Origin of the sequence: Coleofasciculus sp., from assembly GCF_046565525.1 — a bacterium.
Taxonomy (GTDB): Bacteria; Cyanobacteriota; Cyanobacteriia; order Cyanobacteriales; family Coleofasciculaceae; genus Coleofasciculus.
Genome location: NZ_JBKHUP010000040.1, coordinates 39,919 through 63,900, shown reverse-complemented (window position 1 = coordinate 63,900; position 23,982 = coordinate 39,919). Strand labels below are relative to the sequence as shown.

The window sequence follows — 23,982 nt, the reverse complement described above, 5'->3', positions numbered from 1 at the left end:
GTTACTTGACGTAATCATACCACAGTTTTTGAAGCCGTCCTATAAGGACGGGGCTTTAAACCCAATTTCTCCGGTAAAACCCGCCCCTATATCCGGAGTAGAGACGTAGCATGCTACGTCTCTACATCGGGGCAACGTGAATTTCTATAACCGCCGTAACTTCTGGATGCAGTTTGACTTGAGCTTTATAGAAACCCAGCTTGCTGATATCGGGAAGCGTGATTCCCCGACGATCTACCTCTTGGTTCGTCGCTGCTTGAATGGCTTCTGCTACATCGGCTGCCGTAACTGTACCAAAGATTGCCTCTTGTTCACCCACTTGCTTACGGATGGTAAAGCGACCAATGGTTTCTAATGCCGTCTTACGGGCTTCAGCTTGCTGCTTTTCTTCGAGTAAACGTTGTCGCTCTTGTTCTTTGCGCCGCTCAACTTGCTTGAGAATGCCAGCAGTGGCTAAGGTTCCAATGCCATGGGGAATCAAATAATTACGAGCATAGCCAGGAGCGACGTCCACCAGTTCGCCAGTTTTGCCTAGCTTCCTAACGTCTTGATTTAAAACTAACTGTACACGTTTTGCCATTGTCTTTTTTGGGTACGGGCTGCTTAACTTAGACTATATGATGCTTACTCAGAACTCCAATTATACGAAAATTTGGGATTCGTGTAGAGACGTAGCATGGCGCGTCTCTACACCCTGGGTTAAAATTGATCCTTCATCCCCCGCAACCGGGCAAAGGTTTGTACTGGTTCTGTACTGTTCACAGCTTCTTGGAGTGTGGGTTGTTCCCAGCGCAAAAAGGGATTCGTCAGTTTTTCGACGCCCAGTAGGGAGGGTACTGTTGCCTCTAAGCGCCGACGAGCCGCTTCAACGTCAATATATCGGCTGTGGAGGTCTGGGTTGTTGGGATCAACGGTTCGGGCAAATTTGAGATTTTTTAGGGTGTATTCATGGGCGCACCAGACACGAGTATTGTCTGGTAAAGCTCGTAGCTTGCTCAAGGAATCAACCATCTGTGTGGGTGTCCCTTCAAAAAGTCTGCCACATCCTCCGGCGAATAAGGTGTCGCCACAGAATAATTCACCGACTTCATCGCTGGTGACAGGGGGAAAATAGTAAGCGATATGCCCGCTAGTATGACCGGGAACAAAAAAGACCTCAGCCGCGCGATCGCTAAACTGAACCTGGTCACCCTCTTGTAAAAATACCTGTTGTCCCGGAATTCTGCCCCGATCTTGGGTTCCGCCATAGACACACACCTCAGGGTATCGCTGGATTAACTCTCGATTTCCACCCACATGATCCCAGTGATGATGAGTGTTAAAAATTGTTACTAACTCTGCACCCAGTTTTTCCAGATGCTGCCATACAGGTTGAGCCTCGGCTGGATCAACGACAGCTGCAATGTTCTGTTCGGGTTCATGGAGCAAAAAGATATAGTTATCCGAAAGGGCTGGTAGTCTATGGACTTGCATATTGAATCGTTTCTCCTCACAAAAGTCTGTTATCAATCATTTTCCGTATTTAGAGATAAACCACCTCAATGGCAAATCGTCTGATTATGCCGACATTCTGAATAGGCATTAGATTAGAATGGAGCTACGAAGGAAGCCTTGAACCTTCATCCTATCTCTACTGCCGCTTACTCAGCTTTAGATGACGAACCTCGGTTAACTAGGCTATCGTAAGTCAAGAGTATAGGTCACCACTAACAACGACTAACCGCCCATGGCAGGAACTGTTCAACGCCCCTCTAGTCCCGCGATCGCCCAAATTGTTGATCGGATTCTCGATACGGGTCAATTGAGTCGTTTGGAGTATCTTCAGTTGGTTACTACGATGCTTTCTGACTATAAAGTTACTGATGAAGAACGTAGTTATATCAATCGTGTATTGGATGAACGGCAAATGGGACGACTACAGTGGATCAGTTAAAAAAAAGCAAATCATCGAAACCAAAGCGGAAAATTTCATTAGTTGTCAGTGACTTATCGAGCAGTGGATCTGGCAGGTGGGGCGGAGCCGTTCGACCATTTTTATTGTATAAAGCTCTGCAAAAACTTGATTATGAAGTTGAAGTTATCGGATTTGTTCCCCACGAGCAGCGTCAAGATAGTCCGCCGCCAGAAATTCCGATTGTTACAATTCCAGCCTATAATTACCCAAAATTTATTATTTCAGTCAATAATTTAATTAAACATATCCAAGGAAATATTATTTATGCCAGTAAATTAAAACCAACCAGCTTTGGTGTTGCCCTCATTCAAAAGTTTAAAACCCGATGTCCTGTTCTACTAGATATAGACGATTGGGAGTTAAGTTGGTACGGAGGCGATGACTGGACATATCGTCCTAGCTTAAAACAATTCGCTAGAGATATTCTCAAACCTGAAGGCGCTCTCAGAAATCCGAATCATCCTGTTTATTTAAGATTGACAGAAGGCTTAGTTTCCCAAGCTGATGTAATCACAACTCACACCCATTTCATGCAAGAACGTTTTGGTGGTGTATATCTCCCTCAGGGCAAAGATACTACAGTATTCGATCCCAGTCAGTATAATCCAGAAACGAGTAGAACACGATATAATCTGTCTAACTATCGAGTTATCATGTTTCCAGGAGCGCCACGACCTTATAAAGGTGTAGAGGATGTTTTGCTCGCACTCGATCAATTAAATGAATCTGACTTAAGGCTTGTAATTGTTGGGGGTAGTCCATACGATGATTATGACCATCAACTTATGGAAAAGTGGGGACATTGGATTATCAAGCTACCAAGGTTACCTGTTTCAGCAATGCCTGAAGTCGTTGCAGCGGCTCATATTGTGGTCGTTCCTCAGCGAGATACTCCAGCCGCTAAAGCTCAGTTTCCCTTAAAACTAACTGATGCGATGGCAATGGGCAAGCCAATTTTATCGACGCGCGTTGGCGACATTCCGGAAATTTTAGGAGACACGGGTTATCTGGTTGATGCCAGTTCTCCTGAACAAATTGCTGATAAAATTCGGTGGATATTCCAAAACTATCAAGACGCCAATGAGCGAGGAAAAAAGGCTAGACAAAGGTGCATAGAATGTTACAGTATAGACAAAATGGCAGACATACTATCTGAAGTTATTAATAAATTATAGCTTTAAATATTGAATAGACTAAAAAAATAAAACTCTATGGCTTCCAATTTATTATCAAAAGTTCTTAGACGATATCCAGTACGAGTTACGACAACAGTTCTGTTGGGACTATCGGGTGGATTGTTTAACGGTATTGGTACAGCCCTAATCGCTCCGATCATTTTAAATCTCTTAGGTATAGATTTAGATTTAAAAAATGGTCCGCCAATTCTTCAGGCGATTATGTCACCCTTTAATAACCTACAGGGAAATTATCGGCTGATAGCGATGGCGGGAGCTATTGTGGGACTAATTACTTTAAAAAATATTTCTAATTATGCCAGTACATTAGCCTCCAGTTCGTTAAGACGCAGAATTACATGTGATTTACGTGAAGCAGGAGTAAAATTATTACTCGATGTAGATATAGATTTTTACTCTCGCATGAAAGTTGGTGATCTAGTGAATCGCCTGGGTACAGAAATTGGTCGAGCCGCTGGCGAGGTCAGTACCCTATTAAATATGATGGTGACCGTAACGAATGCTTTAGTATTTCTCGCCTTGTTACTGGCTCTTTCTTGGCAATTGACTTTAGCTTCAACAGTTTTAGTGGCTATTGTAGCTGTAGTCAATCAATATTCGATTAGTCGTGCCAAGATATTTGGTAAGCAGCTATCAAGTCTGTCAAAAGCTTATTCGATTGCCGTGCTAGAAACTTTAAGCGGAATTAGACTCGTTAAATCTACCGGTAATGATGAGAGAGAGTATCAGAGAATCCGAAAGCTAATTCGCGATCGCGAAAAGGCAGATTTTCAATCTCAGGCAAACAATGCGGCAATAGGACCCGTTGGTGAAGTGACTAGCATTATCGGTTTGCTGGGAATTGTGTTTATGGGACGAATATTTTTTGCCAGTCAGATAGAGGCTCTATCGGCGGTATTACTTAGTTTTCTCGTCTTACTGCAACGGCTTTTACCTTTAATTTCTCAGTTAAACAAAGCGAGGGGTTCCTTGGCAAATAGTTCTGCCAGTGTGGAAGTGGCACATGACTTCTTGCGCCAGGATAATAAGCCCTTTATGAACCCAGGTTCTCAATCTTACCATCCCTTAAAAGAAGGGATTCATTTTCATGAGCTATCCTTTGCCTATCCGACTCAACCGAACAAGTTAATATTAAAAGATGTTGATTTATACTTACCTCATGGTACAACATTAGCGTTAGTGGGATCGTCGGGTGCCGGCAAGTCAACATTAGCTGATTTATTACCACGATTTTATGACCCCATAGAGGGGAGTATTACCCTAGATGGAATCGATTTACGGGAGTTTGATATCAAAAGTCTCCGTAATAATATGGGAATTGTCAGCCAGGATACATTTTTGTTTAATACCTCGGTTCACGATAATATTGCTTATGCTCGACCGGATGCTTCTGAAAAAGACGTAATTGAAGCAGCGCGACGGGCAAATGCCTTAGAATTTATTGAACAACTCCCGAAGGGGTTTAAGACGATGATTGGCGATCGCGGGGTGCTATTATCAGGAGGACAGCGTCAGCGTCTTGCCATTGCTCGCGCTCTTTTGCAAAATCCGGATATCTTGATTCTGGACGAAGCCACGAGTGCATTAGATACGGTTTCTGAGCGTCTGGTACAAGAAGCGCTGGAGGAATTAAGTCGCGATCGCACAACTCTAGTTATTGCTCACCGCCTTTCAACTGTGCAAAACGCTGATCAAATTGCCGTCTTAGAGAAAGGATGTGTCATGGAAGTCGGGAAACATGACGAACTTTTACGCAAAGGAGGGTACTACGCACGGTTGTACCAGATGCAATTTGCTGAACATCCTCAAGCTAAACGGACAACGAATCCTGCTTTAATTAAAGCATCTCACGAAGTCCGAACCATGCTCAATTCCATGATCGGTTCTATCCGATTATTAGCGGATGACTTAGTAGATACCCCAGAAGAGGAGAATGAATTATTAGAAGAATCCTATAGTTCAGCTATAAATATTCTCAATACTATTGAGTTGTTTGAGAATAGTGCTAAGTTTTCAAAAAAATAGGAAGCCTTTTATTATAAAAAAATATATGGGTTATGAAAAAGCATTATATTTACTTTAATAGCAAGTTGTCGTTATAACCGGGTACAGCCCAGGAAATACATGATGTTTTTGCCTATGCAGTATAAAAAATGAATATTCATTGACATATCATCAGCTAATGATGGATGATAGTTAATTGCGTGTATATTCTTGCTCGGATCAGGTCGAGATATACCAAATGCTACTCAAACCCATAGAGAGCTAGCGATTCATCGCCTCTCTACAGCAGTGGGACGAATGGGAAAATAGTCATCCTGACTACCCAATGCGTCAATCCCAACTCACCAATGAGCTAGCTACCTGTACGGCTACATTTAAGGACAATCCCATGAGTTACGCAATTATTGAGACAGGCGGAAAACAAATCCGAGTTGAACCCGGTCGCTTTTACGACATTGAACTCCTACCCGTTGAACCTGAGGAGAAAGTCACCATTGAACGGGTTTTGCTGGTTGAGAATAATGGTGACGTCACCATCGGTCAGCCTTGGGTTGATGGAGCGACAGTTGAAGGCACGGTGATGCGACATTTTCGCGATCGCAAAATCCTAGTCTACAAGATGAAGCCGAAGAAGAAAACCCGCAAAAAGCGGGGACATCGCCAGGAAATTACCCGCCTGATGATTGATGCTATCAGTCTGAATGGTTCAGTGTTAGCGGCTACTAGCACTGAGTCCCCAGAAACACCGACTTCTGAGACTCCTGTAGAAGTAATGGCAACTGAGGCGGAGGAGTCAGCACCTGAAGCAACATCTGAAACTGCTTCAGAATAAGAATAGGAATCCACTCACACGATTAAAATAAGAGGAGACTATGGCTCATAAGAAAGGTACAGGTAGTACCCGTAACGGTCGTGACTCTAATGCCAAACGGCTAGGAGTTAAACGCTTTGGCGGTCAAGTTGTCAAAGCTGGTAACATTTTGGTGCGTCAGCGTGGCACTAAATTTCACCCCGGTACCAATGTCGGTCGCGGCAAAGATGATACTCTATTTGCCCTAATTGATGGTACGGTGACGTTTGAGAGAAAGGGTAAATCTGGCAAGAAAGTGAGCATTTATCCAGTTGCGGCTGAAGCTGAATTGGCAACAGCTCAGGTTTAGATTTGTAGGTTGGGTCTCTTCCCTAGACCCAACCTACCCCCTGAAGCTAGCTCAGTTGTAACCCAGTTCATGTTAAGATCCATTTCAATTCTGAAAATTCGCTTAGAAAGGAAGACTTAACTATGGAAGCAGCCATGCTGTTGGCGAAATTGCCTGAAGCTTATTCTATCTTTGACCCTATCGTAGATGTTCTCCCGGTCATCCCTGTCTTTTTCTTGCTGCTAGCGTTTGTTTGGCAAGCTGCTGTAGGTTTCCGTTAAACCCTCAAGAAACAGTTTCTGACACAGGGGGTTGAGTAGAGGGCGACCCGATCAAATTGGGTGAATACGGTTGTTAATTGGTGCAAGGGACGGGTCGCCCCTAGACTCCGAAACACAGGATGTTTCTCTCATCCGTTGCGGATGTAAGCGCGTCCATTCCTTAGTTTCTCAGATCTTGCACCGCCAGATTAAGAATGATGCTTTATCTTCTTAGCTGCGTCCACCAATCGTTTTCTTAAATGCCGATCGCTCACCAAGGCGCTTGATATAGTGTGAGATAGCTGGGTACTCGCTCAGGTCAAGCTGTAACATAATCGGGATATAACTCAAATACGCTCCCACCGCCACATCAGCCACGCTAAACTGATCTCCCAACAAGAACGGTTGATTTTGTAAACGTTGCTCAAGCGGGGGAAACAATTTCGGCATTTCCCGCTCTCGACTCGCCTCCACAAAAATTCCCGGACCAAGGGTCGCATTGGCAAACAAAATCCATTGAGCTATGGTTGCTTGCTCTTCCAATCCGTTCAGGTTGCCATATTTTTGAGCCAGGTAGAGCAAAATTGCCCCCGACTCCCAAAGTGGGAAATCCCCATCCACAATAGCTGGGACTTTACCCATGGGATTAATCGCCAGATAATCCGGCTGGCGATGTTCCCCGGCTTGCATATCCAACAGCACATAGTCGTAGGGAACGCCCAGTTCTTCTAAATACCACTGGACAATTGACGCCCGACTGCGGGAGCCACCATAAAGTTTTAGCATCGTCGTTTGGGTTAAAGAACTTTGTGAGTGTATTCGTGCTGTTTAACGTCGTCTTCCTTACGCACAACTCGTATCTGATTCAGCACCCGCTTGCGTTCGATGGAGTAATTGAAATCATCGCGCATTGTACCAGGAGGAATGTGGGATTGTGCCTCCGGACGAGTTTTGTACGTGCGAGCGGCTGCGATCGCGCGGACGATAAAATCATCGCAAAAATGAGCCTCGACGGGAAATTCAGGCGGTTTTTCTGGGGTGTCACCACTGATAACCTCGCCCAGTGTAGTGCCACGCGCCATGGAATAAGACGTTGGAATTCCTTTGAGAATTGCCTCCAGAGCCGCTGAAGGAATCGGTTCCAGGATTTTTACCTCCTCAACTTCACCCTCTTGTTTCAAGAAGCAGGTGGCTAAGCCTACCACTAAATAATTATCCGCACTAACGTCAGGAGCATCCTGTAATGCTGTTGCCGTTGCCATATTTTGAGTGTCCTTAATGATATCCCAACCCAAACCAATCAGTTACTTTGGTTGCATTTTACCACCTTCTAGACTGGACATCCTTAATAGATGGGTTAGACTAGACAATCACTTGCCGGGGAATGTAAAGAAACATTGCAGATTTCTGGCGCGTTACCGTTAGCCCGGTAAGGTTGGGAGACAGAGCATCGCCAGATGGCAATAAAGATTTCAGTGCGATCGCCAGCTATATGAACTCGTGTCCGATTGTGCCAATTTTTGTAGGTTCACACAGCTAGCGGAGTGAACAACACTCAGGATAGAGGGAATGACTCAGCTTCATTCACTAAGATTTCAGGAAAGCAGCTAAGCTGTGCTGTAGATTTCTCATAGAACATCAATACGTTGGGTTGGCTGGTGATTATGAAGAGGAGTAAAGACGCCTCAGGAAGTGACACACCGACACCAACTCGCGGGGTGCAGCCAGACTTAAGGTTGATTGTAGATAGACCGCAGGTGTTGTTGGAGGACGATTATGAACACTCATGTATTTATCAAAGGCGATGAAGAGAATAGACAATGGATTCCCATGTCCCGCCGCAAACCCCAGCCTTTACCCCCGATTAAACTGACACCTCGAACCCCAGACCACCTTTCGATTAAAAGTCTACGCACCGGCGCACAACGCAAAGCCAAACAGGGAGAGTACAGTAGTGCGATCGCGCTTTTGAGTCAGGCAATTAGACATCATCCTACCCATGCCATTGACTATAACAATCGGGGCTTGATTTACTTCCAAATGGGTCAGCGTCAAAAAGCCTTAGACGATTACAACCGAGCCTTACAACTCAATCCTGAATTGGACAGTGCTTACAATAATCGCGGCAATTACTATGCTGCCATGGGACAATTAGCTAAAGCCCTGGCGGATTATGAAAAAGCATTGGATCTCAATCCGCGTAATGTTCGCACTTGGGTTAACCAAGCCATCACCTTTCGGGAATTGGGGCTTTATGACCTCGCCATAGAAAACCTCGACTTGGCTTTAATTTTGGGATGCCTACAAAACCACATCTATGCCGAACGAGGTCGTACCTATCATCTACGGGGAGATTGGAACTGCGCGATCGCTGACTATCAACGCGCTCTCTCTCAACTCCCTGTATCAGGAACCTCAGGTCGTCTACGCCGGAAAGTTGAAACCTGGATGAGCGAGTTGCTCGATCCGTTAACCGCTTAAACTCGAATTATCCTTTGTGTACTATCCCAGGAAACTTGATCGTTATTTAGTTATCGGGCATACGACGTCGATCTTCCCAGACGACCTGACGCTGATTTGGATCAACCCGATAACTTTGATCTTGCATAACTTGTCTAGCTTGTGCCGGATCAAAGGCTTCGCCGAAGTCATTGCGGAGTTTCTTGACACGGCTTTGGGTGCGTTTCACTTCAGCGCGTACTTCTTGTAACTTCGCTCTTTGGGAAAAATGATAGGGCAACAGTTGCGCCAATCCAGCGATCGCGGCAGTACAAAGAATTACATTTACCACTAACTTAGCTGTAATTTCACCAGCAACGACGGAGTAGGAATGCCGCCGAGGACGACGTTCTTGGCGAGTAACCCTGCGGCGGGTTGGTAGAGGTTGCCGAGTTGGTCGAGGGGTTGGGATTGCATTCATCTCAAAAAAAACTTGCTGAAGACTCCCGTTATCATCACGATCGGTACTTTCGTAAATAGCACGCTGCAAATTACCCGATACACTAGCACTAACCATTCAGTTACCGTGCTACCAACTGCCGGGAGCATCTGTAGGTGTGTACAGACAGATAACCTACAGCATTTTACTGCAATTATCCGGAATATCAGGGGGGCGACTCAAACCGTATCTGTATCTACAAGATAAGGGTTGACGTCGCACCCCTTATATGTCCCAATTCCCGGTTCGATTAAGAATGAGAACTACTTATAGAGTTCCGTAGCTAGACGGAAGGCTAAGATACCGGGAATGAGCGCTACGACGAGAGCGACGAAAACTTGGGTATCTGAAAGGGACATGGTTTACAAGCTCCTAATTAGACATCAATATGACCTTTAGTCTACTGGCTATTGCTCCGTTTTCGGCAGAAATTTCGGTCAACACGTTAAGATTAGTTAACAGAAGGGTCACAGTTGCCGAGCAAGAGCAGCTTACGCCCTCGTCCATAGTCGAAATCATTATTCATTTCATTAATGCTGGATCAAGTTTTTAACTTACCGTTCAATCTAGGAATAGAAGCCCCCTTAGTCCTGCTGATTCTGATCGCTCTCGAAGCAGTGCTCTCAGCCGATAACGCGATCGCGCTGGCAACAATCGCTCAAGGTTTAGAAGACAAAAAAATCCAGCGACAGGCGCTGAACTTTGGCTTAGGGGTAGCTTACGTTCTGCGGATTAGTCTGATTCTGACGGCAACGTGGGTGGTCAAGTTTTGGCAATTTGAACTCCTCGGTGCTGCTTATTTGCTCTGGTTAGTCTTCGAGCATTTTACCTCAGAGGAAGACGAACAACATCACCATCATGGACCGCGATTTACGTCGCTTTGGCAAGTGATTCCCCTGATCGCCATTACTGATCTAGCCTTTTCCTTAGATAGCGTTACCACCGCGATCGCGATTTCTGACCAAATCTGGCTGGTTCTGGTTGGTGGCACCATTGGTGTGATTACCCTGCGGTTTATGGCAGGATTATTCATCCGCTGGCTACAGGAGTATGCCAATCTGGAGGATGCAGGTTACATTACGGTTGGTCTAGTCGGATTGCGACTTTTGGCTAGGGCAATTAATCCAGAATTAGTGCCGCCAGAATGGTTAATGATTACTGGTATTGCCCTGATCTTCCTTTGGGGATTTTCTCAGCGCACGAATGAAGAAGACAACTCACTACCAGAGGTTAATGAACAGCTTGACTAAACCTGCCCCTGGCACATATTTCATTACTAATATTTTTTCCAATACCACAAGGCTAACTATTTGGCAATACCCCGGCGATAACCGCACCCAAAATTGCCAAACCAAAGGCGACGCGATACCAGACAAAAATCCAAGTGTTTGAGGTTTGTAGGTAACGAATCAACCACGCGATCGCGGCATAAGAAAATACGGCTGATGATATCACTCCCACGGTGAGGGGCATGAATCCCCCCTCCCCGACTCCGGATTCTAATAAATCCTTTAACTCAACTAACCCCGCTAGAGTAATCGCTGGGATACCCAGCAAAAAGGAAAATCGGGCGGCTGTTCCTCTCTCCAATCCCATAAACAAGCCCGCTGTAATCGTTGAACCCGATCGCGACACCCCAGGAATCAGCGCCAAGGCTTGAGCAAATCCCATCAAGACGCCATCCTGCATCCCCAACTTATCGAAATTGCGCTCTTTCCTACCCATCTTTTCCGCAACGCCCAACAGCAGCCCCATAAAAATTGAAGCACAAGCGATCGCGACGGTACTCCGTAGGGGAGAATTATCAAAATCGGGAATAAATATCTTAATTAACAAGCCACAGAAGACAATAGGTAAAGTACCCAAGCCAATACCCACCGCCATACGAAAATCGTTGGCTTGGTAATCCCTCCTCTGAATCGCTTTAATCGTACCTGTGGAAATTTGCCATAAGTCTGACCAAAAATACCACAGCACCGCAGCAATACTCCCTAGTTGAATAATCGCCGTAAATGCCACCCCCGGATCACCCCACCCGAATACCACGGGTATCACTTTTAAATGCGCCGTACTGCTAATCGGGATAAACTCCGTTAACCCCTGCACGATTCCCAGTACCAATGCTTGAGGAATGTTCATCTCGGAGGTGGATGGAGTGGTGGGTACGGCTACGTCTGTCGGTAAGGTGGTGCCGAAACTCTTCAACTGAATGATGAGTAAGGCGCTCAGGAGGCTAATACTTAAAAATTTGAACCACCGCCACTGCAATTTGATCATGTATGTCTGTAAAATTCCCAATCCCCAATCACTAATCACCAGTCACTAGCATTAATCGGCATTTTGGCATAGCTTAATCGCGATCGCAAACTTTGTGCGGTGCTAGCAGTACACTATAATATGTCATATCCCCCTAGGGGGGATATTGCTCATGATATATTGAGAACTGTAAACATAAGTAAAGAAAATTAAAGAAATCGTGTTTCGCAATAGTGTGTTTTCTGATACCTCCTCCAACTACTCCCACCCATCCGCAGAGGTTTGGCTGTCTGGCTCAATCGGTCGCGTCCTCAGTTGCCTAGGTATAGCCTCAAAAGCCAGAGGTCAAGGCTGGTGGCTGTTTGCCGCTGCATCATTTCTGGTATCTGTACCTGTGTTTGTCCAAGCACCATTAGTCCGGCAACTGCCCTGGTTAAGTGTAGTGTTAACCGTAGGGTGGGTATGGCTGGGGGTTAAGCTGATGGCGCGTCCTGGGATGCAAGTGTGGGGCGATTTGGTACTTGGTTTTAGTTGGTGTTGGCTAGCGGGTTCAATCTATTGGGGCTGGCTGCGGAGTGAACCCCTGCTACATTTGCCCATCGAAGCAATTGGTCTACCCTTTGCCCTTTGGGGGTTATGGCGGGGGAAAGGAGTCGTGGGTAATTTATTTTACCTGGGTTCTCTGTTCGGGACAGTTCTAACTGATGTATATTTTTATTTAACCGATCTGATTCCATACTGGCGTCAGATCATGGACGTTGATCCAGCGTTAATCACACCCATCTTGCAAGAGGCGATCGCACAAGTGCAAACCCCTTGGGGAATTAGCTGGGCGGCGGTTTTAGGATGTACACTAGGACTAGTAGGATGTGGGGCATTGACGAGAGGACAATTGCCGTGGTGGGCATTTAGCGGGGCGGTATTGAGTACAATTTGGGTAGATAGCCTATTTTGGCTAGCAGCTACACTGCAATAAGTCCTAATGCATGTCTACAGTAAACAATTATTGACATTTGAGAATGTGGGCAGTGAAGTTTCCGGAATCACTCGTTTGGCTTCAGAATGCATCTACTAGGATATAGATTTAAGTTCCTGTTTATTTTTTAACCCGTCGTTGCTTCTGTGCCTGTGGTGACTCTACGATCCACTCCCTATTTACTTCTACCAACTGAGACTGGTAACCGCTACCTCCCCCTGGTGGGTAGTAACTGCTGGACGGTTGGTCGCGGAGATGATAACAATTTTGTCCTCTCAGATCGCTGGATTTCCCGAAATCACGCGATGTTACAGTGTACTGAAACCGGTGATTTCTATCTGATTGATTTAGGAAGTCGCAATGGTTCCTTCGTCAATGGACGCCGAGTGAGTATTCCGGTGACATTACGAAATGGTGATCGGCTGATGTTTGGTCAGACTGAACTGGAATTTCACTCGCCATCCGATACCCGAGATCGCGACTATAGCCAACCTCCGAGTAGTGAAACCCTAACCTCTACGTTACATGTGCGCCGCCTGATGTCGGTGATGGTGGTGGATATCCGCGACTTTACGGTTCTGACTCGCCAACTGGATGAAAAAATTCTCTCCGCCGTGATTGGCACCTGGTTTCGCCAATCGGGAAATATTATCCGCAAATCAGGGAGTTGGGTGGATAAATACATTGGCGATGCGGTGATGGCAATTTGGTTTCATGGACATAAAGGGATGAGTAAAGACGAAGCCTTGAACGTGTTGCAAGCGGTTAGCGATTTGCACAGCATGACGGCGTCGCTTTCGAGTCAATACCCCCTACCCTTCCCGCTCCGCATTGGTACGGGAGTGAATACAGGTTATGCGATGGTGGGAAATACAGGTAGTGGCGATCGCCCTGATTATACCGCCATTGGCGATACAGTGAACGCGGCGTTTCGTCTGGAGTCGGCGACGAAACAAATTGGTCTGGATATTGCTTTGGGAGAAGATACCTATAAGTATCTCGAAGAGTTAGGATACAACGAGCTGGGCTTTAAACAACATGTTGTTAGCCTGAAAGGGTATGATACGCCAACCACTACCTATGCGGGAACTTATGCGGATCTGAATAAGTTTTTAGCGATTCGCTGCTCGGAAAAACTGACCTAAACTAGGTTCAACCTGTATGAGTCGCGATAACTGACCGAAAAAACCTCGGCAAACTTGGCAATGACCACTGGGCGGACTTGGTCTACGGTAATATCAGGAATGAACTGGGCAAGACTACCAACGGGTTTATCGGCTATTCCACAAGGGACAATGTGCTTAAACCCGCTTAAGTCTGGGCAAACATTTAGGGAAAAGCCGTGCATAGTAATCCAACGACTGACTTTAATGCCAATAGCTGCAACCTTGCATCCCTCTAGCCAAACCCCTGTCATCCCCGTTTCGCGATCGCCTTTAAGTCCATAAACCGCTAAAACCTCAATTAAGACGGCTTCTAACTGTCGCAGATACCAGTGTAAATCTTGCTGATAATAGCGTAAATTGAGAATGGGATAGCCCACGAGTTGACCTGGACAATGGTAGGTGACTTCACCTCCCCGTTCTATACGGTGAACTTCCCAGTTGACTTCTTTTGGGTTGAACTTGAGGAAGTCTAAAGAAGCACCTTGACCTAAAGTATAGACGGGCGGATGTTCCATTAATAAGAGAACATCATCAAGGGTGGGATCGTTAACCCGTTGTGACAGGAGCGATCGCTGTTGTTCCCAGGCGATAGTATAAGGTACAAGACCTTGATTGTCGAGCAAGCATTTACGCTGCGCCATTCATGTCCTATTCTGTGAAGATAACATCCCTATTAATTATGAAAGATAAACTTATTTATTGGATCAATCAGTTATTAGTCGCTGATTTTTTCCTAGTTTTATTTAGCTTCTTCTGGTTCGCGATCGCACTCATCGGGCGAGGGGTTGGTGTTTCCCTAGGATTAGACTTGTGGTATAGCCTGTGGAATCCTGTCTTTACTCCTGCGATCGGTATTTTAATGGCAGGTGCGCTACTGACTGGACTGATGAACCAGATTACCAAGCGTTTGAATTCAGATTGAAATTCTGTTGAGTTTTCTTACATCAACCAAACCTACTATATGTTCCAAACCATTGTCAAACATTTACTTACTTTCGCCAAACGATTGGTTAGGGATAGGACTCCGACTCGGGATTGCCTTATTGGTGGGAGGAATTATCGGCTTTGAACGGGAAATCAAAGACAAACCTGCTGGGTTGAGAACTCATATTCTAGTCAGCTTTGGTTCTGCTTTCTTTACCCTGATACCCATATTAATTGGTGTGGCTGAACAAAGTGCAGATGCTCTTCCTCGCGTGATTCAAGGCATTATCGGTGGCGTAGGATTTTTAGGTGCAGGAGTAATCGTACAAGAATCTCAGCCGCAGCGACAAGGATATAGAATTCGGGGACTAACTACGGCGGCGGCGATTTGGGTGTCATCAGCTTTGGGAATTGCGGCGGGGTGTGGGTTATGGGTTTTAAGTTTAATTTCTGCCTTATTTATTTTAGTAATTTTGAGACTGTTTAAAAAAATTGAGCCGAATAGCTAGTCCAAAAAAGCTCCAAGAAGGCAAAGGGCATTTACCATTAGGGACTAAAACATTCTGTCAAAGCCCCAAACTGATGAACCCATATTTTCATCATCTGTGCCTAAAATTATGCCTCCGGCTGTACCAGGTACGAGTTCAATCGCTTCTACTTTATGATAATTTAAGCGATAAATAGGAACCATTGTCTGGTTTTGCTGAAATACGATGCGGTTATCCTGTAGACTCAAAACACCTGCTACGTAAACGGCGGATTGGAAGGGTCCATCGTCACCATTATCTGAAGCCGAGGTGATGTAAACAATGCCAGCCGAATCAACCTTTACATCAGAAATATGGCGAACATTACTCACTGGAAACGGTACAGTTAAACGAGCTGAACCTTGAGGCGTAATCTCATCATTTTTCAAGTCCAAAAATCCCCAGTACAGGACTCCAGGTTCTTCAGTGTTACCCCGATGCGCCCAAACCGCGAGCAGCTTATCATTAATTTGTTGCAAAGCAAACCCTTCTAAGTTAGTCCCTTCAGGCAAATTTGGCAAATTAAATATGTTTAAAAAAGATACATCCTGATGATTGGCGCTGAGCCGAAAATGATAGACTGTTCCCGAACTGGTTAACGCCATGAATGTTGGTTCCGATTGTCCAGGAACAGCCGTGAGTGCTTCTAAATCTATAGGTAAGGGTTGGTTTGACCAGTTGAGCGGAAAATATTCAGGGGCTTGTTCGCCGGTAATCCTGATCATCGCCAGACGCCCTTCCCCTACTCTTTTATTGTCATGAACAATTAGAAACGAAGTGGAACCCTGTTGCTGTTCTAAGAATGCCATGCCACTAATCCCAAAGAGGATACTACCACGCACAGGACGCCAGGGTTGTGCCTGAACGGGTTGGGCAAAGGGTGAAACCGTTAGTGTGACGCCTACAATGAGGGTTATAGCTAGGGTGTTTAGTGTTTGCATTTGAACCATTATGGCAGAGATTCATTACCCGCTCAATCTCCCCTGGCGTCTAGGCTGAGAAAGCCTAACCGCTCACCCTTCTGAAAAAATCTGCAATTAGTTAGAGGGAGCAAGTCACTCTCCTGATAGATTCCACAACGACTATTTAGGGCGACTATGGTTTAGTACATAGCAAATAATTTCCAACCTCTATCTAAACCATCAACGAGTTAGATAGCTTAGTTTGCTGCGATCAAGATAAGCAGCAACTTTTGTTCTATAGATAGGAATAATCATGTTGAATCAAGGAGACTCCGTCCCCTTATGGACTAAACGAATAGGTACTTACTTAGGAGTGATGGCATTTGCTCTAGCCGCTTTGCTCCTTCCTGGCTGCACTACTGATAACGAGGAAATTCAGGAAGGAAAAACCAACGTTACCACCGAAGATGTTGCTGAAAATACCGAAGACATCATCGGCAAAGAGGTCACGATTAGAAACAAAGTCGAACAAAAAGTGGGTGACCTTGGCTATGTCGTACAGGCGGAGGAGTTGGGCAGCGAACCTATTCTGATCCTTAATGTTACAGAAGCTCCCTTCGATCTGCCAGAGGATCAAGAGATTCCGATTCAAGTAACGGGTGAAGTCGCGCAATTGGTAATTGCCGATATCGAGACCGAATACGGTGTAGAGTTAGGTGACGAATATGCCGAGTATGAAGCTCAACCTGTTATTATCGCTGAATCCCTCGCCCTGGCTCCGACTACTGAAGACTTAGCGGAAGCGCCCACGGGCTATTTCGACAAAGTTATTGCTGTCGAGGGTGATGTTAGAGATATTTACTCTCCCAGTGCAATCTCTCTATTTGAAGATGGTTGGGTAGATGATATCGGCGTTTTAGTTATCGGTATCAATCGCAATCTTAAAGCTGAAGATAGCGTTGTTCAAGAAGGCGAACGAGTCGTCGTGACGGGTGTAGCGCGTAAGTTTGACCCGAAGCTATTGCAGGATTCTGACCTCGGTTGGGACGCGCAGAAGATTGAGGAGTTTGGGTCGAGATATGTAGACAGACCCGTTATCGTAGCCGAAGATATTTTCCCTTCTGCTGTCGATAATAAATAAAAGTTTTGTTCTGAATGATGAAGTGTGACATTAATTTTATGCTTTTGTCTTCGTTCAAAGTGCTTTAGTCACAACAAAGAAAAAGGGCTAAGTCAAGCCTAACGTTGTTTAATTTATTCAAAGGAGCAGTAATGCTAGAAAAAGAAAAGTTTGTCCCCGAAAGCCGTGAATACAAACGTGTTGTTGGTATTTTCCCCAAGCGCGAAAATCTTCAAAATACGATCCAGGCGCTCAAGGATGGGAATTTTGATATGGAGAGAGTTTCTCTCCTAGCGCGGAATATCGACGACGTAGAAGGCGCTAAGGAAATTACCGAAAAACACGGGAATGAAGCCAAAGAAGGAGCAGGTATAGGCGCGACTACCGGTACTGTTCTTGGTGGTGTCGGTGGTTTCTTGATTGGCGTCGGTTTACTGGCGATTCCAGGTGTTGGTCCTATCCTCGCCGCCGGAGCTGAGATAGGGGCGTTAGGCTCAACGTTAGCTGGAGCCGGAATTGGTGCAGCAACAGGCGGTATTGTTGGCGCTTTGATTGGTCTGGGTATTCCGGAAGAAAGAGCCAAGGTGTATAATGAGCGCATCAAAGCCGGCGACTATTTGTTGATGTTCAGCGGAAGTGACGACAGAGTTGAACGTGCGGCGTCAATTATGCGCGATCGCCATGCGGAAGAGTTAGAAATCTTTGAGGCGCCTGAGCCAGTTAAACATGAGCGTCGAGAAGAGGTTGAGGTGAAAGAAGAGTATGTAGAACAAAAGCCTGTGTCAACGGTTAAGCAGCCAAGGGTAAATGAGCGAGAAGTTGTTGAAGCTCATGACATAGAAGGCGATGGTGATCCAGATGTCGTTATCGTTGATAAGCGAAATACAGTTCGATAAGTTGGCTTAAGACTTTTACCAACCTAAACCCCAACCCCTTCCCTACCAGGGAAGGGGAGCAATTTTAATCTGTCCCCTTAAAACCTAACTTGAGTAAACTCTGATCAATATCCTCGACTTTGGCACAACCACTCAACGCCATTGCTACATCCAACTCATCCCGCAACAATTCTAAGACATGCTGCACGCCAGCTTCTCCCGCCACGGCTAATCCCCACAAAACCGGACGCCCCACCAACACCGCTTTAGCCCCCAATGCTAAGGCTTTGAGGACATCTGTGCCACGGCGAATCCCTCCATCCATAAGCACATCAACCTTATCGCCGACAGCCGCAACAACTTCAGCAAGAGCATCAATCGACGCGATCGCACCATCCAATTGCCTACCCCCATGATTGGATACAATCACTGCCTTTGCCCCATGTTCCACTGCCCGCAGCGCATCATCACCCCTTAAAATTCCTTTAACAATAATTGGTAAATTTGTCAAGGACTGCAACCCGTCCAAATCCTGCCAAGTCAGCCCCGGGTCAAGCTGCTGGACAAAATAGGCGAATAAGCCCGACTCGCCGACGATTTCAGGAATATCTCGATGGGCTAAATTTGCCAATTCCATACCCATAGGTAGGGTAAACTGGTTGCGCTTATCTTTTTCTCGACACCCTAAAACAGGCGCATCTACAGTAAGACAAAGGGCATTATAACCTGCGGCTTGAGCCCGTTCAACTAAGTTCTGAGTCAAAGCGCGATCGCGATGCATATAGAGTTGAAACCATAATGGAGAATGAGTATCTATCTGAGATTCTGACTGCACCTGTTTTGATGCCAATGCGACTTCTTCTAAAGGTTGAGTGGATAGGGTACTCAACACCATTGCTGATCCTACTTTAGCCGCTGCTTTTGCTGTCACTATTTCCCCCTCTGGATGTGCCAGACATTGAAATGCCATCGGTGCAATTAGAATCGGTAGGGAGAGAGATTGACCTAAAACGGTTGTACTTAAATCCCGCTGACTCACATCAACCAACATCCGGGGGCGAAGTTTGAATTTCTCAAACGCCGCACGATTATCACGTAACGTTACTTCATCCCAAGCGCCACTGGTGTAATAATCTACAGCCATTCGAGATAACTGCTGATGAGCTAATGATTCGTACTCGAAAAGATTAATAGGTTGAGTCATAGAATGAGGGAACAGGGAACAGGGAAAACCCGGAACGATATTCAATCCTTGGTAATTTTGGGGCTGGGAGATGGGCGCAGCTGGGAGATGGGCGCAGCATTCTTGAAGAATATTTATCCTCTTCGGAGTAAGTTTTTGGCAAGAATGCTTCGCCCCTACAACAACCATACTCGCCAAATTTTAATCGTTCTATCACAACTACCACTCGCCAAGGTTTGTCCATCGGGGCTAAATGCCACAACTTGAACTGTGTCCGTATGTCCTTCGAGAATACAACAGTCTTGTCCAGTCGCAACCTCCCAAATCCTAATCCTGTTATCGCCACCGCAACTGGCGAGGAGACGCCCGTCGGGACTAAAGGCGAGAGAACGCACCTGGAGTAAATTACCCTTAATGATAGAAGTCTGGGTAAGGGTACGAATATCCCACAACAGAATCATCCCGTCAGAACTGCCACTGGCTAAAGTTATACTATCAGGACTAAACGCGATCGCATCAACTGAGTTTAGATGTCCCGCTAGAGTCTCCAGCTTTTGCCAATGGGGAACGTGCCACAGTTCAATTGTCCCATCCAAACTCCCACTCGCCAAGATTTGCCCATCGGGACTAAATGCGACACAATTAAACCCACTGGAATGACTTGATAAAACCTGTAGCGTTGTCAACCTACGACTCTGCCAAATTCTAATTGTGCTATCTCTACCGCAACTTGCCAATAGGGGTTTATTGGGGCTAAATGCTACTGAATAGACTCCACCGTTATGACTTTTGACACTAACCAGTTTTTTTCCGGTTCGTACCCGCCATAACTTCAGGGTTGTATCCCGACTCCCACTCACTAGATATTTTCCATTAGGGCTAAACGCCAGACAACTCACATCCTGGGTATGTTGTCCGGAAAACCATCCCCCTAAAGTACGAATTTCCCATGCCATACTCACTTGCCACAACTTAATTGTTTTATCGACACTACCACTAGCAAGACTTTTTTTATCTGGGCTAAAGGCTACAGTGCCAACTCCCCCAGAATGCCCTTGGAGTGTATGAACAAAAGAGGCATTAATTTCAGGTTTTGGATAATTAGTTTGGTATTGAATTATTGCCTGAATTATCCCCAATTGACGGAAATCTTGGAGGACTTCCTCAACAGAATGATACCGCTGTTTCAATAGAGGATGAATCATTTTATCCAGAATATCAGCAAGTTTCTGACTGACGGGATTATTCACTAAATACTGTCGCCAGACAAAGCCATTTTCTAAAGGTTCATATAAGTCAAACGGCTGCATCTGAGTTAACAAATGAATGCAGGTAACTCCCAAACTATAGATATCGCTGGCAAAGACAGCTTTACCAAACGTCTGTTCGGGTGCCGCATATCCCGCAGAACCAATTGTTGTGCCAGTTTTAGCTAAAATCGTCCAGGTGGCATATTTAGCCGCACCAAAATCGACGAGGACTAATTTCCTATCGCGACGACGCCGAATAATATTCTCTGGCTTAATATCTCGATGAATAACATTTCCCTGATGAATAAATTGCAGTACGGGGAGTAAATCACTCAACAGACTGCGAATGTGACCCTCTGAAAATGCGCCTACTTCTGCTAACTCTTGATTTAGATTTTGTCCATCGATAAATTCTTGGACAATGTACTGACAATTATTTTGATCAAAATAGGCTAAAAATTCCGGAATTTGGGGATGGTTGCCTAATTCTTTTAATCGTTCAGCTTCTTGATGAAATAATTGGGCAGCTTTTGGGGAATTGTTTTGTGCTTGAGGGTAAAACTGTTTGATAGCACAGTAAGGGTTTGATGGCTGGGATTCATCCTCGGCTAACAGCGTTCTACCCAATCCCCCAGTACCCAAAAGCCGAAGCGGACGATATCGTTCTGCTACTATCAGTTTTGTGCCGCAAGTTTGGCAGAAGTTTTGCTCGGTTTTGTTTTTAGGTTTTGGACAGTTTGGATTAATACAGTAGCTCAAGAGTAAAAGGGTAGGAGGATAAAAGGGTAAAAAGGTAGAAGGGTAGAAGAGTAATGATTCCTTTCAACTATTGGGGTGCGAGCGGATTTTATTACTGCCAGGTAGCACGGCTGTGGACTCTTTCTATTCACCCGTTTGTTCTGATTACATCATCCCTTGATTTCGCCGAGTTCATTGAGGATTCTGTGCGCTCATCAAAACTAATTGCACCCGCACCAAAGGAGACAACCATTAATAATCCTCCCATCAATCCTAAATTTTTGAAAAAGGCAATTTCTTCTTCAGGGAAATTAGTGTGAAAAATCAAGGTGGCGGGAATTAAAAAACCAATCAGTAATAATGCTCCCCAACGAGCTTTGTATCCGAATAAAACCGAGAGTCCCCCTCCTAGTAATACAATAATAGTAGGAATGAGAACTAGACCAGCCAAAGGAATTCCGCTAGCAGCCATATACTGTTGAGTGCTAGCGAAACCGAAAATTTTTCCAATCCCTGATTTGATAAAAATAGCAGAGAGGAAGATACGAGCGACTAGAGGGAGGTACTTTTGCATAGGAGTTCCTGCGTTGACGGGTGAATGTCCTATTATTCAGGGTACAAGGTTCTGGAAGTCCAGATACGCCTAGCTTAAGCGTAGCAGTTACCGGGGTTGCGATCGCGCTTTGGGTTCGGGGTAAGCTAAGATGCATTTCAATGAGCGATTCCCTAACCGTGAAATCCCCCTTGGGAGGACAGCAAAGCATGGACGAAGCACAAACATCTTGCTCGCGGGTATAACCTAATTTCAATGCACGACGGCTTAAAGACACTCTAGGACATAATTAGCACAAATGTTCGGCGACGCGAAAAAAATACCTGATTATTGGCAAACCTGATATTAAAGATTGATAATGAGTAAAATTAGAGTCGTTTTGATTGAAGACCATGAACTGACTCGGATGGGCTTCAGAACAGCCTTGCAACAGAGTCATGAGATTGAATGGGTTGGTGAAGCGACAAACGGTTCTGATGGGTTAAGTTTACTGGAAACGGTTAAACCGGATGTTGGGATTGTTGATATTGGACTTCCTGATATGGATGGCATTGAGTTAACTCGACGATTCCAAAATATTAAAGAGCATCAGCAAGATAATTCTACAAAAATTTTAATATTAACCCTACAGGGAAATGAAGAAACTGTTATGGCTGCATTGGCAGCGGGGGCGAATTCTTATTGCATAAAAACGGTTAACCGAGATCAATTATTAAAGGCGATTAAACTTACCCATAGAGGCGATGTTTGGCTCGATCCCGAAATTGCTAAAACTGTCCTAAAACATGCCAGTTTAACCCAAGCTCAACCTGAGATAGCAGCCGCCAAAGAAACAGCACCCATTCAGGCTTCTATTAGCGAGTCCAGCCCACTTATATCAGCTTGTCCTTTGACTGAAAAGGAGTTAGCCGTTTTGCAGTTCATTATTGAGGGGTACGATAATGACATGATTGCTAAACGGTTAGATATTCCAGTGGAAATAGTTCAAGTTTATGTCCGAAATGTTTTGGAAAAACTACGTGGTGATGGTTCTACACAATCAGCAGTTCAGGCGATTCGTTCTGGGTTGATGTAGTGTCAGAATCTGAACAGATGCTTCACTGCGTCGATAAAAGAAACATTGAAATGCAAGGGTTTAAGCCTTTATCGGTTCAAAACCAGGCAAAATAGCGAGCGAGACGCTCGCACTACGGCTTGACTAATCGATTCGGGAAACTCATTCAGCTCTAAGCGAATTAGAGTTAATTGCTCCAGATGCCGGAGTTGAGTGACCACATCGGGAATTCTTTCCCAAGGGTTGCCACTTATGTCCAGCTTCCGCAGGTTGACCAAATTTACCAGTTCAGGCGGCAAAGACTTCAAGCGATTACCCAAAATCAAGGGAACAAGTCGATGCCCTATCAACTCGTAGCCTTTCAGCCCTTGAGAACCCTTTTTCTCTTTTGCCCAAGTTCCCAAAATCAATGTTTCAAGTTGCGTTAGCTTGCCAATCTCTGGAGGCAATTCTGTTAGCCCTTTTCCTGATAAATCTAATTCTTTCCATCCCTCATTCGATGCCTGGTTAATGAGTGACAGCAACTCTTCCCGCGTCATACCATCCCCTATGCTGAATAGCTCTATTTTGACAGAGCTTTTCGGGGATGTCATGGTATTCAGCCCCCCAAGTAAGGGCAAACGCTTTCATCCTAAAGGTTAGGATTGAGAGTAGTGCATTCTGATTAAAATATGGCAAAACAGAAACAACCCCTGACGGGAAAAGCACTGATCAAGGAAGTCTGTCGGCGGATTCGGGTTGCCCGTAGCTACTGGGATGCTCACAATAATCCTGCCTATCGAACTCAGGTGACTTCTGATTTGTCAAATTGAAACAGGTTCTTTGTATCCTTATAGTGATACTAATTGATCAGGGAAAAATACTGTACCTCACGAACTTGCAATACGCTGGAAAAGATGTAGCTGGCTATGTCTGTAATATAAAATCCTTCTTTCTCCCCTCTCCCCAGAGTGGGAGAGGGGCTGGG

At 45.3% G+C, this 23,982-nt stretch carries 28 protein-coding genes and 1 pseudogene; 16 read left to right on the top strand and 13 right to left on the bottom strand.

All coding sequences use genetic code 11. The features are described from left to right. Positions 1-121 precede the first annotated feature (121 nt). Both rplI and gloB read right to left on the bottom strand, forming a co-directional pair. Complete coding sequence (rplI, locus tag ACLGGO_RS15995; RefSeq protein WP_446339731.1) at positions 122-580, bottom strand: 50S ribosomal protein L9; 459 nt, start codon at positions 578-580, stop codon at positions 122-124. A 119-nt stretch (positions 581-699) separates the two neighbouring features. Beyond that, positions 700-1,473: a hydroxyacylglutathione hydrolase gene (gene gloB / locus ACLGGO_RS15990; protein WP_446420033.1), complete on the bottom strand. Its 774-nt coding sequence runs from the start codon at positions 1,471-1,473 to the stop codon at positions 700-702. A 253-nt stretch (positions 1,474-1,726) separates the two neighbouring features. On the opposite strand from gloB, the gene ACLGGO_RS15985 reads away from it, so the two are divergent. The 6 genes from ACLGGO_RS15985 (at position 1,727) to ACLGGO_RS15960 (ending at position 6,574) form a co-directional block, all read left to right on the top strand. Beyond that, positions 1,727-1,933 (top strand): hypothetical protein, encoded by a 207-nt coding sequence (locus ACLGGO_RS15985; protein WP_446339733.1) that lies wholly within the window; start codon positions 1,727-1,729, stop codon positions 1,931-1,933. Next, positions 1,921-3,129 carry a glycosyltransferase family 4 protein gene (locus tag ACLGGO_RS15980; protein ID WP_446420032.1) on the top strand — a complete coding sequence of 403 codons (1,209 nt, stop codon included), beginning with the start codon at positions 1,921-1,923 and terminating at the stop codon, positions 3,127-3,129. Before ACLGGO_RS15985 ends, ACLGGO_RS15980 begins: the two co-directional genes overlap by 13 nt. 36 nt (positions 3,130-3,165) lie before the next feature. Beyond that, positions 3,166-5,175, top strand: a complete 2,010-nt coding sequence (locus tag ACLGGO_RS15975; RefSeq protein WP_446420031.1) for an ABC transporter ATP-binding protein — start codon at positions 3,166-3,168, stop codon at positions 5,173-5,175. Positions 5,176-5,542: 367 nt separating this feature from the next. Further along, positions 5,543-5,986, top strand: a complete 444-nt coding sequence (gene rplU, locus ACLGGO_RS15970) for a 50S ribosomal protein L21 (RefSeq protein WP_446420030.1) — start codon at positions 5,543-5,545, stop codon at positions 5,984-5,986. A 40-nt stretch (positions 5,987-6,026) separates the two neighbouring features. Continuing rightward, entirely contained in the window at positions 6,027-6,314 is a 288-nt protein-coding gene (rpmA, locus tag ACLGGO_RS15965; protein WP_446339739.1) for a 50S ribosomal protein L27, read from the top strand. Positions 6,315-6,436: 122 nt separating this feature from the next. Beyond that, complete coding sequence (locus tag ACLGGO_RS15960) at positions 6,437-6,574, top strand: photosystem II reaction center protein K (RefSeq protein ID WP_006103223.1); 138 nt, start codon at positions 6,437-6,439, stop codon at positions 6,572-6,574. Positions 6,575-6,784: 210 nt separating this feature from the next. On the opposite strand, the gene ACLGGO_RS15955 is transcribed toward ACLGGO_RS15960, so the two are convergent. Beyond that, positions 6,785-7,339 (bottom strand): glutathione S-transferase family protein, encoded by a 555-nt coding sequence (locus ACLGGO_RS15955; protein ID WP_446420029.1) that lies wholly within the window; start codon positions 7,337-7,339, stop codon positions 6,785-6,787. Between the two features lie 11 nt (positions 7,340-7,350). Further along, positions 7,351-7,815, bottom strand: a complete 465-nt coding sequence (locus tag ACLGGO_RS15950; RefSeq protein WP_446339741.1) for a hypothetical protein — start codon at positions 7,813-7,815, stop codon at positions 7,351-7,353. Positions 7,816-8,329: 514 nt separating this feature from the next. Between ACLGGO_RS15950 and ACLGGO_RS15945 the strand changes: the two genes are divergently transcribed. Next, the gene (locus ACLGGO_RS15945; RefSeq protein ID WP_446339742.1) at positions 8,330-9,034 is read left to right on the top strand and encodes a tetratricopeptide repeat protein; all 705 of its coding nucleotides are present in this window, start codon (positions 8,330-8,332) and stop codon (positions 9,032-9,034) included. 46 nt (positions 9,035-9,080) lie between these two features. Here ACLGGO_RS15945 and ACLGGO_RS15940 read toward each other — a convergent pair whose 3' ends face one another. Together ACLGGO_RS15940 and psaM are read right to left on the bottom strand one after the other, a co-directional pair. Continuing rightward, entirely contained in the window at positions 9,081-9,569 is a 489-nt protein-coding gene (locus ACLGGO_RS15940; protein WP_446420028.1) for a slr1601 family putative cell division protein, read from the bottom strand. A 185-nt stretch (positions 9,570-9,754) separates the two neighbouring features. Beyond that, complete coding sequence (gene psaM, locus ACLGGO_RS15935) at positions 9,755-9,850, bottom strand: photosystem I reaction center subunit XII (RefSeq protein WP_071777246.1); 96 nt, start codon at positions 9,848-9,850, stop codon at positions 9,755-9,757. 174 nt (positions 9,851-10,024) lie between these two features. Here psaM and ACLGGO_RS15930 point away from each other — a divergent pair, with 174 nt between their 5' ends. After that, positions 10,025-10,741 (top strand): TerC family protein, encoded by a 717-nt coding sequence (locus tag ACLGGO_RS15930; RefSeq protein ID WP_446339744.1) that lies wholly within the window; start codon positions 10,025-10,027, stop codon positions 10,739-10,741. Positions 10,742-10,793: 52 nt separating this feature from the next. On the opposite strand, the gene ACLGGO_RS15925 is transcribed toward ACLGGO_RS15930, so the two are convergent. Then, a complete protein-coding gene (locus ACLGGO_RS15925; RefSeq protein WP_446420036.1) occupies positions 10,794-11,768 on the bottom strand; it encodes an undecaprenyl-diphosphate phosphatase in 975 nt (324 codons plus the stop codon). Positions 11,769-12,045: 277 nt separating this feature from the next. Here ACLGGO_RS15925 and ACLGGO_RS15920 point away from each other — a divergent pair, with 277 nt between their 5' ends. Both ACLGGO_RS15920 and ACLGGO_RS15915 read left to right on the top strand, forming a co-directional pair. Continuing rightward, complete coding sequence (locus tag ACLGGO_RS15920; RefSeq protein ID WP_446339754.1) at positions 12,046-12,723, top strand: DUF3120 domain-containing protein; 678 nt, start codon at positions 12,046-12,048, stop codon at positions 12,721-12,723. Between the two features lie 152 nt (positions 12,724-12,875). Then, positions 12,876-13,868 carry an FHA domain-containing protein gene (locus tag ACLGGO_RS15915; RefSeq protein ID WP_446420027.1) on the top strand — a complete coding sequence of 331 codons (993 nt, stop codon included), beginning with the start codon at positions 12,876-12,878 and terminating at the stop codon, positions 13,866-13,868. On the opposite strand, the gene lipB is transcribed toward ACLGGO_RS15915, so the two are convergent. After that, a complete protein-coding gene (lipB, locus tag ACLGGO_RS15910; RefSeq protein ID WP_446420026.1) occupies positions 13,865-14,530 on the bottom strand; it encodes a lipoyl(octanoyl) transferase LipB in 666 nt (221 codons plus the stop codon). The genes ACLGGO_RS15915 and lipB overlap by 4 nt on opposite strands. A gap of 38 nt (positions 14,531-14,568) precedes the next feature. Between lipB and ACLGGO_RS15905 the strand changes: the two genes are divergently transcribed. Continuing rightward, positions 14,569-14,811: a hypothetical protein gene (locus tag ACLGGO_RS15905; RefSeq protein ID WP_446339747.1), complete on the top strand. Its 243-nt coding sequence runs from the start codon at positions 14,569-14,571 to the stop codon at positions 14,809-14,811. Positions 14,812-14,863: 52 nt separating this feature from the next. After that, positions 14,864-15,322: an MgtC/SapB family protein gene (locus ACLGGO_RS15900; RefSeq protein ID WP_446420025.1), complete on the top strand. Its 459-nt coding sequence runs from the start codon at positions 14,864-14,866 to the stop codon at positions 15,320-15,322. A 44-nt stretch (positions 15,323-15,366) separates the two neighbouring features. Here ACLGGO_RS15900 and ACLGGO_RS15895 read toward each other — a convergent pair whose 3' ends face one another. After that, positions 15,367-16,281, bottom strand: a complete 915-nt coding sequence (locus ACLGGO_RS15895) for a hypothetical protein (RefSeq protein ID WP_446420035.1) — start codon at positions 16,279-16,281, stop codon at positions 15,367-15,369. A 274-nt stretch (positions 16,282-16,555) separates the two neighbouring features. On the opposite strand from ACLGGO_RS15895, the gene ACLGGO_RS15890 reads away from it, so the two are divergent. Both ACLGGO_RS15890 and ACLGGO_RS15885 read left to right on the top strand, forming a co-directional pair. Continuing rightward, on the top strand, positions 16,556-17,383 hold the full coding sequence (locus tag ACLGGO_RS15890; RefSeq protein WP_446339749.1) for a hypothetical protein: 828 nt from the start codon (positions 16,556-16,558) through the stop codon (positions 17,381-17,383). Positions 17,384-17,514: 131 nt separating this feature from the next. Beyond that, on the top strand, positions 17,515-18,258 hold the full coding sequence (locus ACLGGO_RS15885; protein WP_446420024.1) for a histidine kinase: 744 nt from the start codon (positions 17,515-17,517) through the stop codon (positions 18,256-18,258). Positions 18,259-18,322: 64 nt separating this feature from the next. Here ACLGGO_RS15885 and ACLGGO_RS15880 read toward each other — a convergent pair whose 3' ends face one another. The 3 genes from ACLGGO_RS15880 to ACLGGO_RS15870 form a co-directional block, all read right to left on the bottom strand. Then, the gene (locus tag ACLGGO_RS15880; RefSeq protein ID WP_446420023.1) at positions 18,323-19,441 is read right to left on the bottom strand and encodes an alpha-hydroxy acid oxidase; all 1,119 of its coding nucleotides are present in this window, start codon (positions 19,439-19,441) and stop codon (positions 18,323-18,325) included. 155 nt (positions 19,442-19,596) lie between these two features. Beyond that, complete coding sequence (locus tag ACLGGO_RS15875) at positions 19,597-21,429, bottom strand: protein kinase domain-containing protein (protein ID WP_446420022.1); 1,833 nt, start codon at positions 21,427-21,429, stop codon at positions 19,597-19,599. Between the two features lie 127 nt (positions 21,430-21,556). After that, a complete protein-coding gene (locus tag ACLGGO_RS15870; RefSeq protein WP_446420021.1) occupies positions 21,557-21,982 on the bottom strand; it encodes a DoxX family protein in 426 nt (141 codons plus the stop codon). A gap of 337 nt (positions 21,983-22,319) precedes the next feature. Between ACLGGO_RS15870 and ACLGGO_RS15865 the strand changes: the two genes are divergently transcribed. Continuing rightward, entirely contained in the window at positions 22,320-23,036 is a 717-nt protein-coding gene (locus tag ACLGGO_RS15865) for a response regulator (protein WP_446420020.1), read from the top strand. Positions 23,037-23,104: 68 nt separating this feature from the next. On the opposite strand, the gene ACLGGO_RS15860 is transcribed toward ACLGGO_RS15865, so the two are convergent. Beyond that, positions 23,105-23,608, bottom strand: a complete 504-nt coding sequence (locus ACLGGO_RS15860) for a leucine-rich repeat domain-containing protein (protein WP_446420019.1) — start codon at positions 23,606-23,608, stop codon at positions 23,105-23,107. Positions 23,609-23,686: 78 nt separating this feature from the next. On the opposite strand from ACLGGO_RS15860, the pseudogene ACLGGO_RS15855 reads away from it, so the two are divergent. Continuing rightward, positions 23,687-23,797, top strand: a pseudogene (locus ACLGGO_RS15855) (Precorrin-3B methylase); the annotation flags it as partial. Positions 23,798-23,982 lie beyond the last annotated feature (185 nt).

Coding starts and splice junctions, on each gene's coding strand:
- rplI (WP_446339731.1), bottom strand. CDS start 580: ATGGCAAAACGTGTACAGTTAGTTTTAAATCAAGACGTTAGGAAGCTA.
- gloB (WP_446420033.1), bottom strand. CDS start 1,473: ATGCAAGTCCATAGACTACCAGCCCTTTCGGATAACTATATCTTTTTG.
- ACLGGO_RS15985 (WP_446339733.1), top strand. CDS start 1,727: ATGGCAGGAACTGTTCAACGCCCCTCTAGTCCCGCGATCGCCCAAATT.
- ACLGGO_RS15975 (WP_446420031.1), top strand. CDS start 3,166: ATGGCTTCCAATTTATTATCAAAAGTTCTTAGACGATATCCAGTACGA.
- rplU (WP_446420030.1), top strand. CDS start 5,543: ATGAGTTACGCAATTATTGAGACAGGCGGAAAACAAATCCGAGTTGAA.
- rpmA (WP_446339739.1), top strand. CDS start 6,027: ATGGCTCATAAGAAAGGTACAGGTAGTACCCGTAACGGTCGTGACTCT.
- ACLGGO_RS15960 (WP_006103223.1), top strand. CDS start 6,437: ATGGAAGCAGCCATGCTGTTGGCGAAATTGCCTGAAGCTTATTCTATC.
- ACLGGO_RS15955 (WP_446420029.1), bottom strand. CDS start 7,339: ATGCTAAAACTTTATGGTGGCTCCCGCAGTCGGGCGTCAATTGTCCAG.
- ACLGGO_RS15950 (WP_446339741.1), bottom strand. CDS start 7,815: ATGGCAACGGCAACAGCATTACAGGATGCTCCTGACGTTAGTGCGGAT.
- ACLGGO_RS15945 (WP_446339742.1), top strand. CDS start 8,330: ATGAACACTCATGTATTTATCAAAGGCGATGAAGAGAATAGACAATGG.
- ACLGGO_RS15940 (WP_446420028.1), bottom strand. CDS start 9,569: ATGGTTAGTGCTAGTGTATCGGGTAATTTGCAGCGTGCTATTTACGAA.
- psaM (WP_071777246.1), bottom strand. CDS start 9,850: ATGTCCCTTTCAGATACCCAAGTTTTCGTCGCTCTCGTCGTAGCGCTC.
- ACLGGO_RS15930 (WP_446339744.1), top strand. CDS start 10,025: ATGCTGGATCAAGTTTTTAACTTACCGTTCAATCTAGGAATAGAAGCC.
- ACLGGO_RS15925 (WP_446420036.1), bottom strand. CDS start 11,768: ATGATCAAATTGCAGTGGCGGTGGTTCAAATTTTTAAGTATTAGCCTC.
- lipB (WP_446420026.1), bottom strand. CDS start 14,530: ATGGCGCAGCGTAAATGCTTGCTCGACAATCAAGGTCTTGTACCTTAT.
- ACLGGO_RS15905 (WP_446339747.1), top strand. CDS start 14,569: ATGAAAGATAAACTTATTTATTGGATCAATCAGTTATTAGTCGCTGAT.
- ACLGGO_RS15895 (WP_446420035.1), bottom strand. CDS start 16,281: ATGCAAACACTAAACACCCTAGCTATAACCCTCATTGTAGGCGTCACA.
- ACLGGO_RS15890 (WP_446339749.1), top strand. CDS start 16,556: ATGTTGAATCAAGGAGACTCCGTCCCCTTATGGACTAAACGAATAGGT.
- ACLGGO_RS15885 (WP_446420024.1), top strand. CDS start 17,515: ATGCTAGAAAAAGAAAAGTTTGTCCCCGAAAGCCGTGAATACAAACGT.
- ACLGGO_RS15880 (WP_446420023.1), bottom strand. CDS start 19,441: ATGACTCAACCTATTAATCTTTTCGAGTACGAATCATTAGCTCATCAG.
- ACLGGO_RS15870 (WP_446420021.1), bottom strand. CDS start 21,982: ATGCAAAAGTACCTCCCTCTAGTCGCTCGTATCTTCCTCTCTGCTATT.
- ACLGGO_RS15865 (WP_446420020.1), top strand. CDS start 22,320: ATGAGTAAAATTAGAGTCGTTTTGATTGAAGACCATGAACTGACTCGG.
- ACLGGO_RS15860 (WP_446420019.1), bottom strand. CDS start 23,608: ATGACATCCCCGAAAAGCTCTGTCAAAATAGAGCTATTCAGCATAGGG.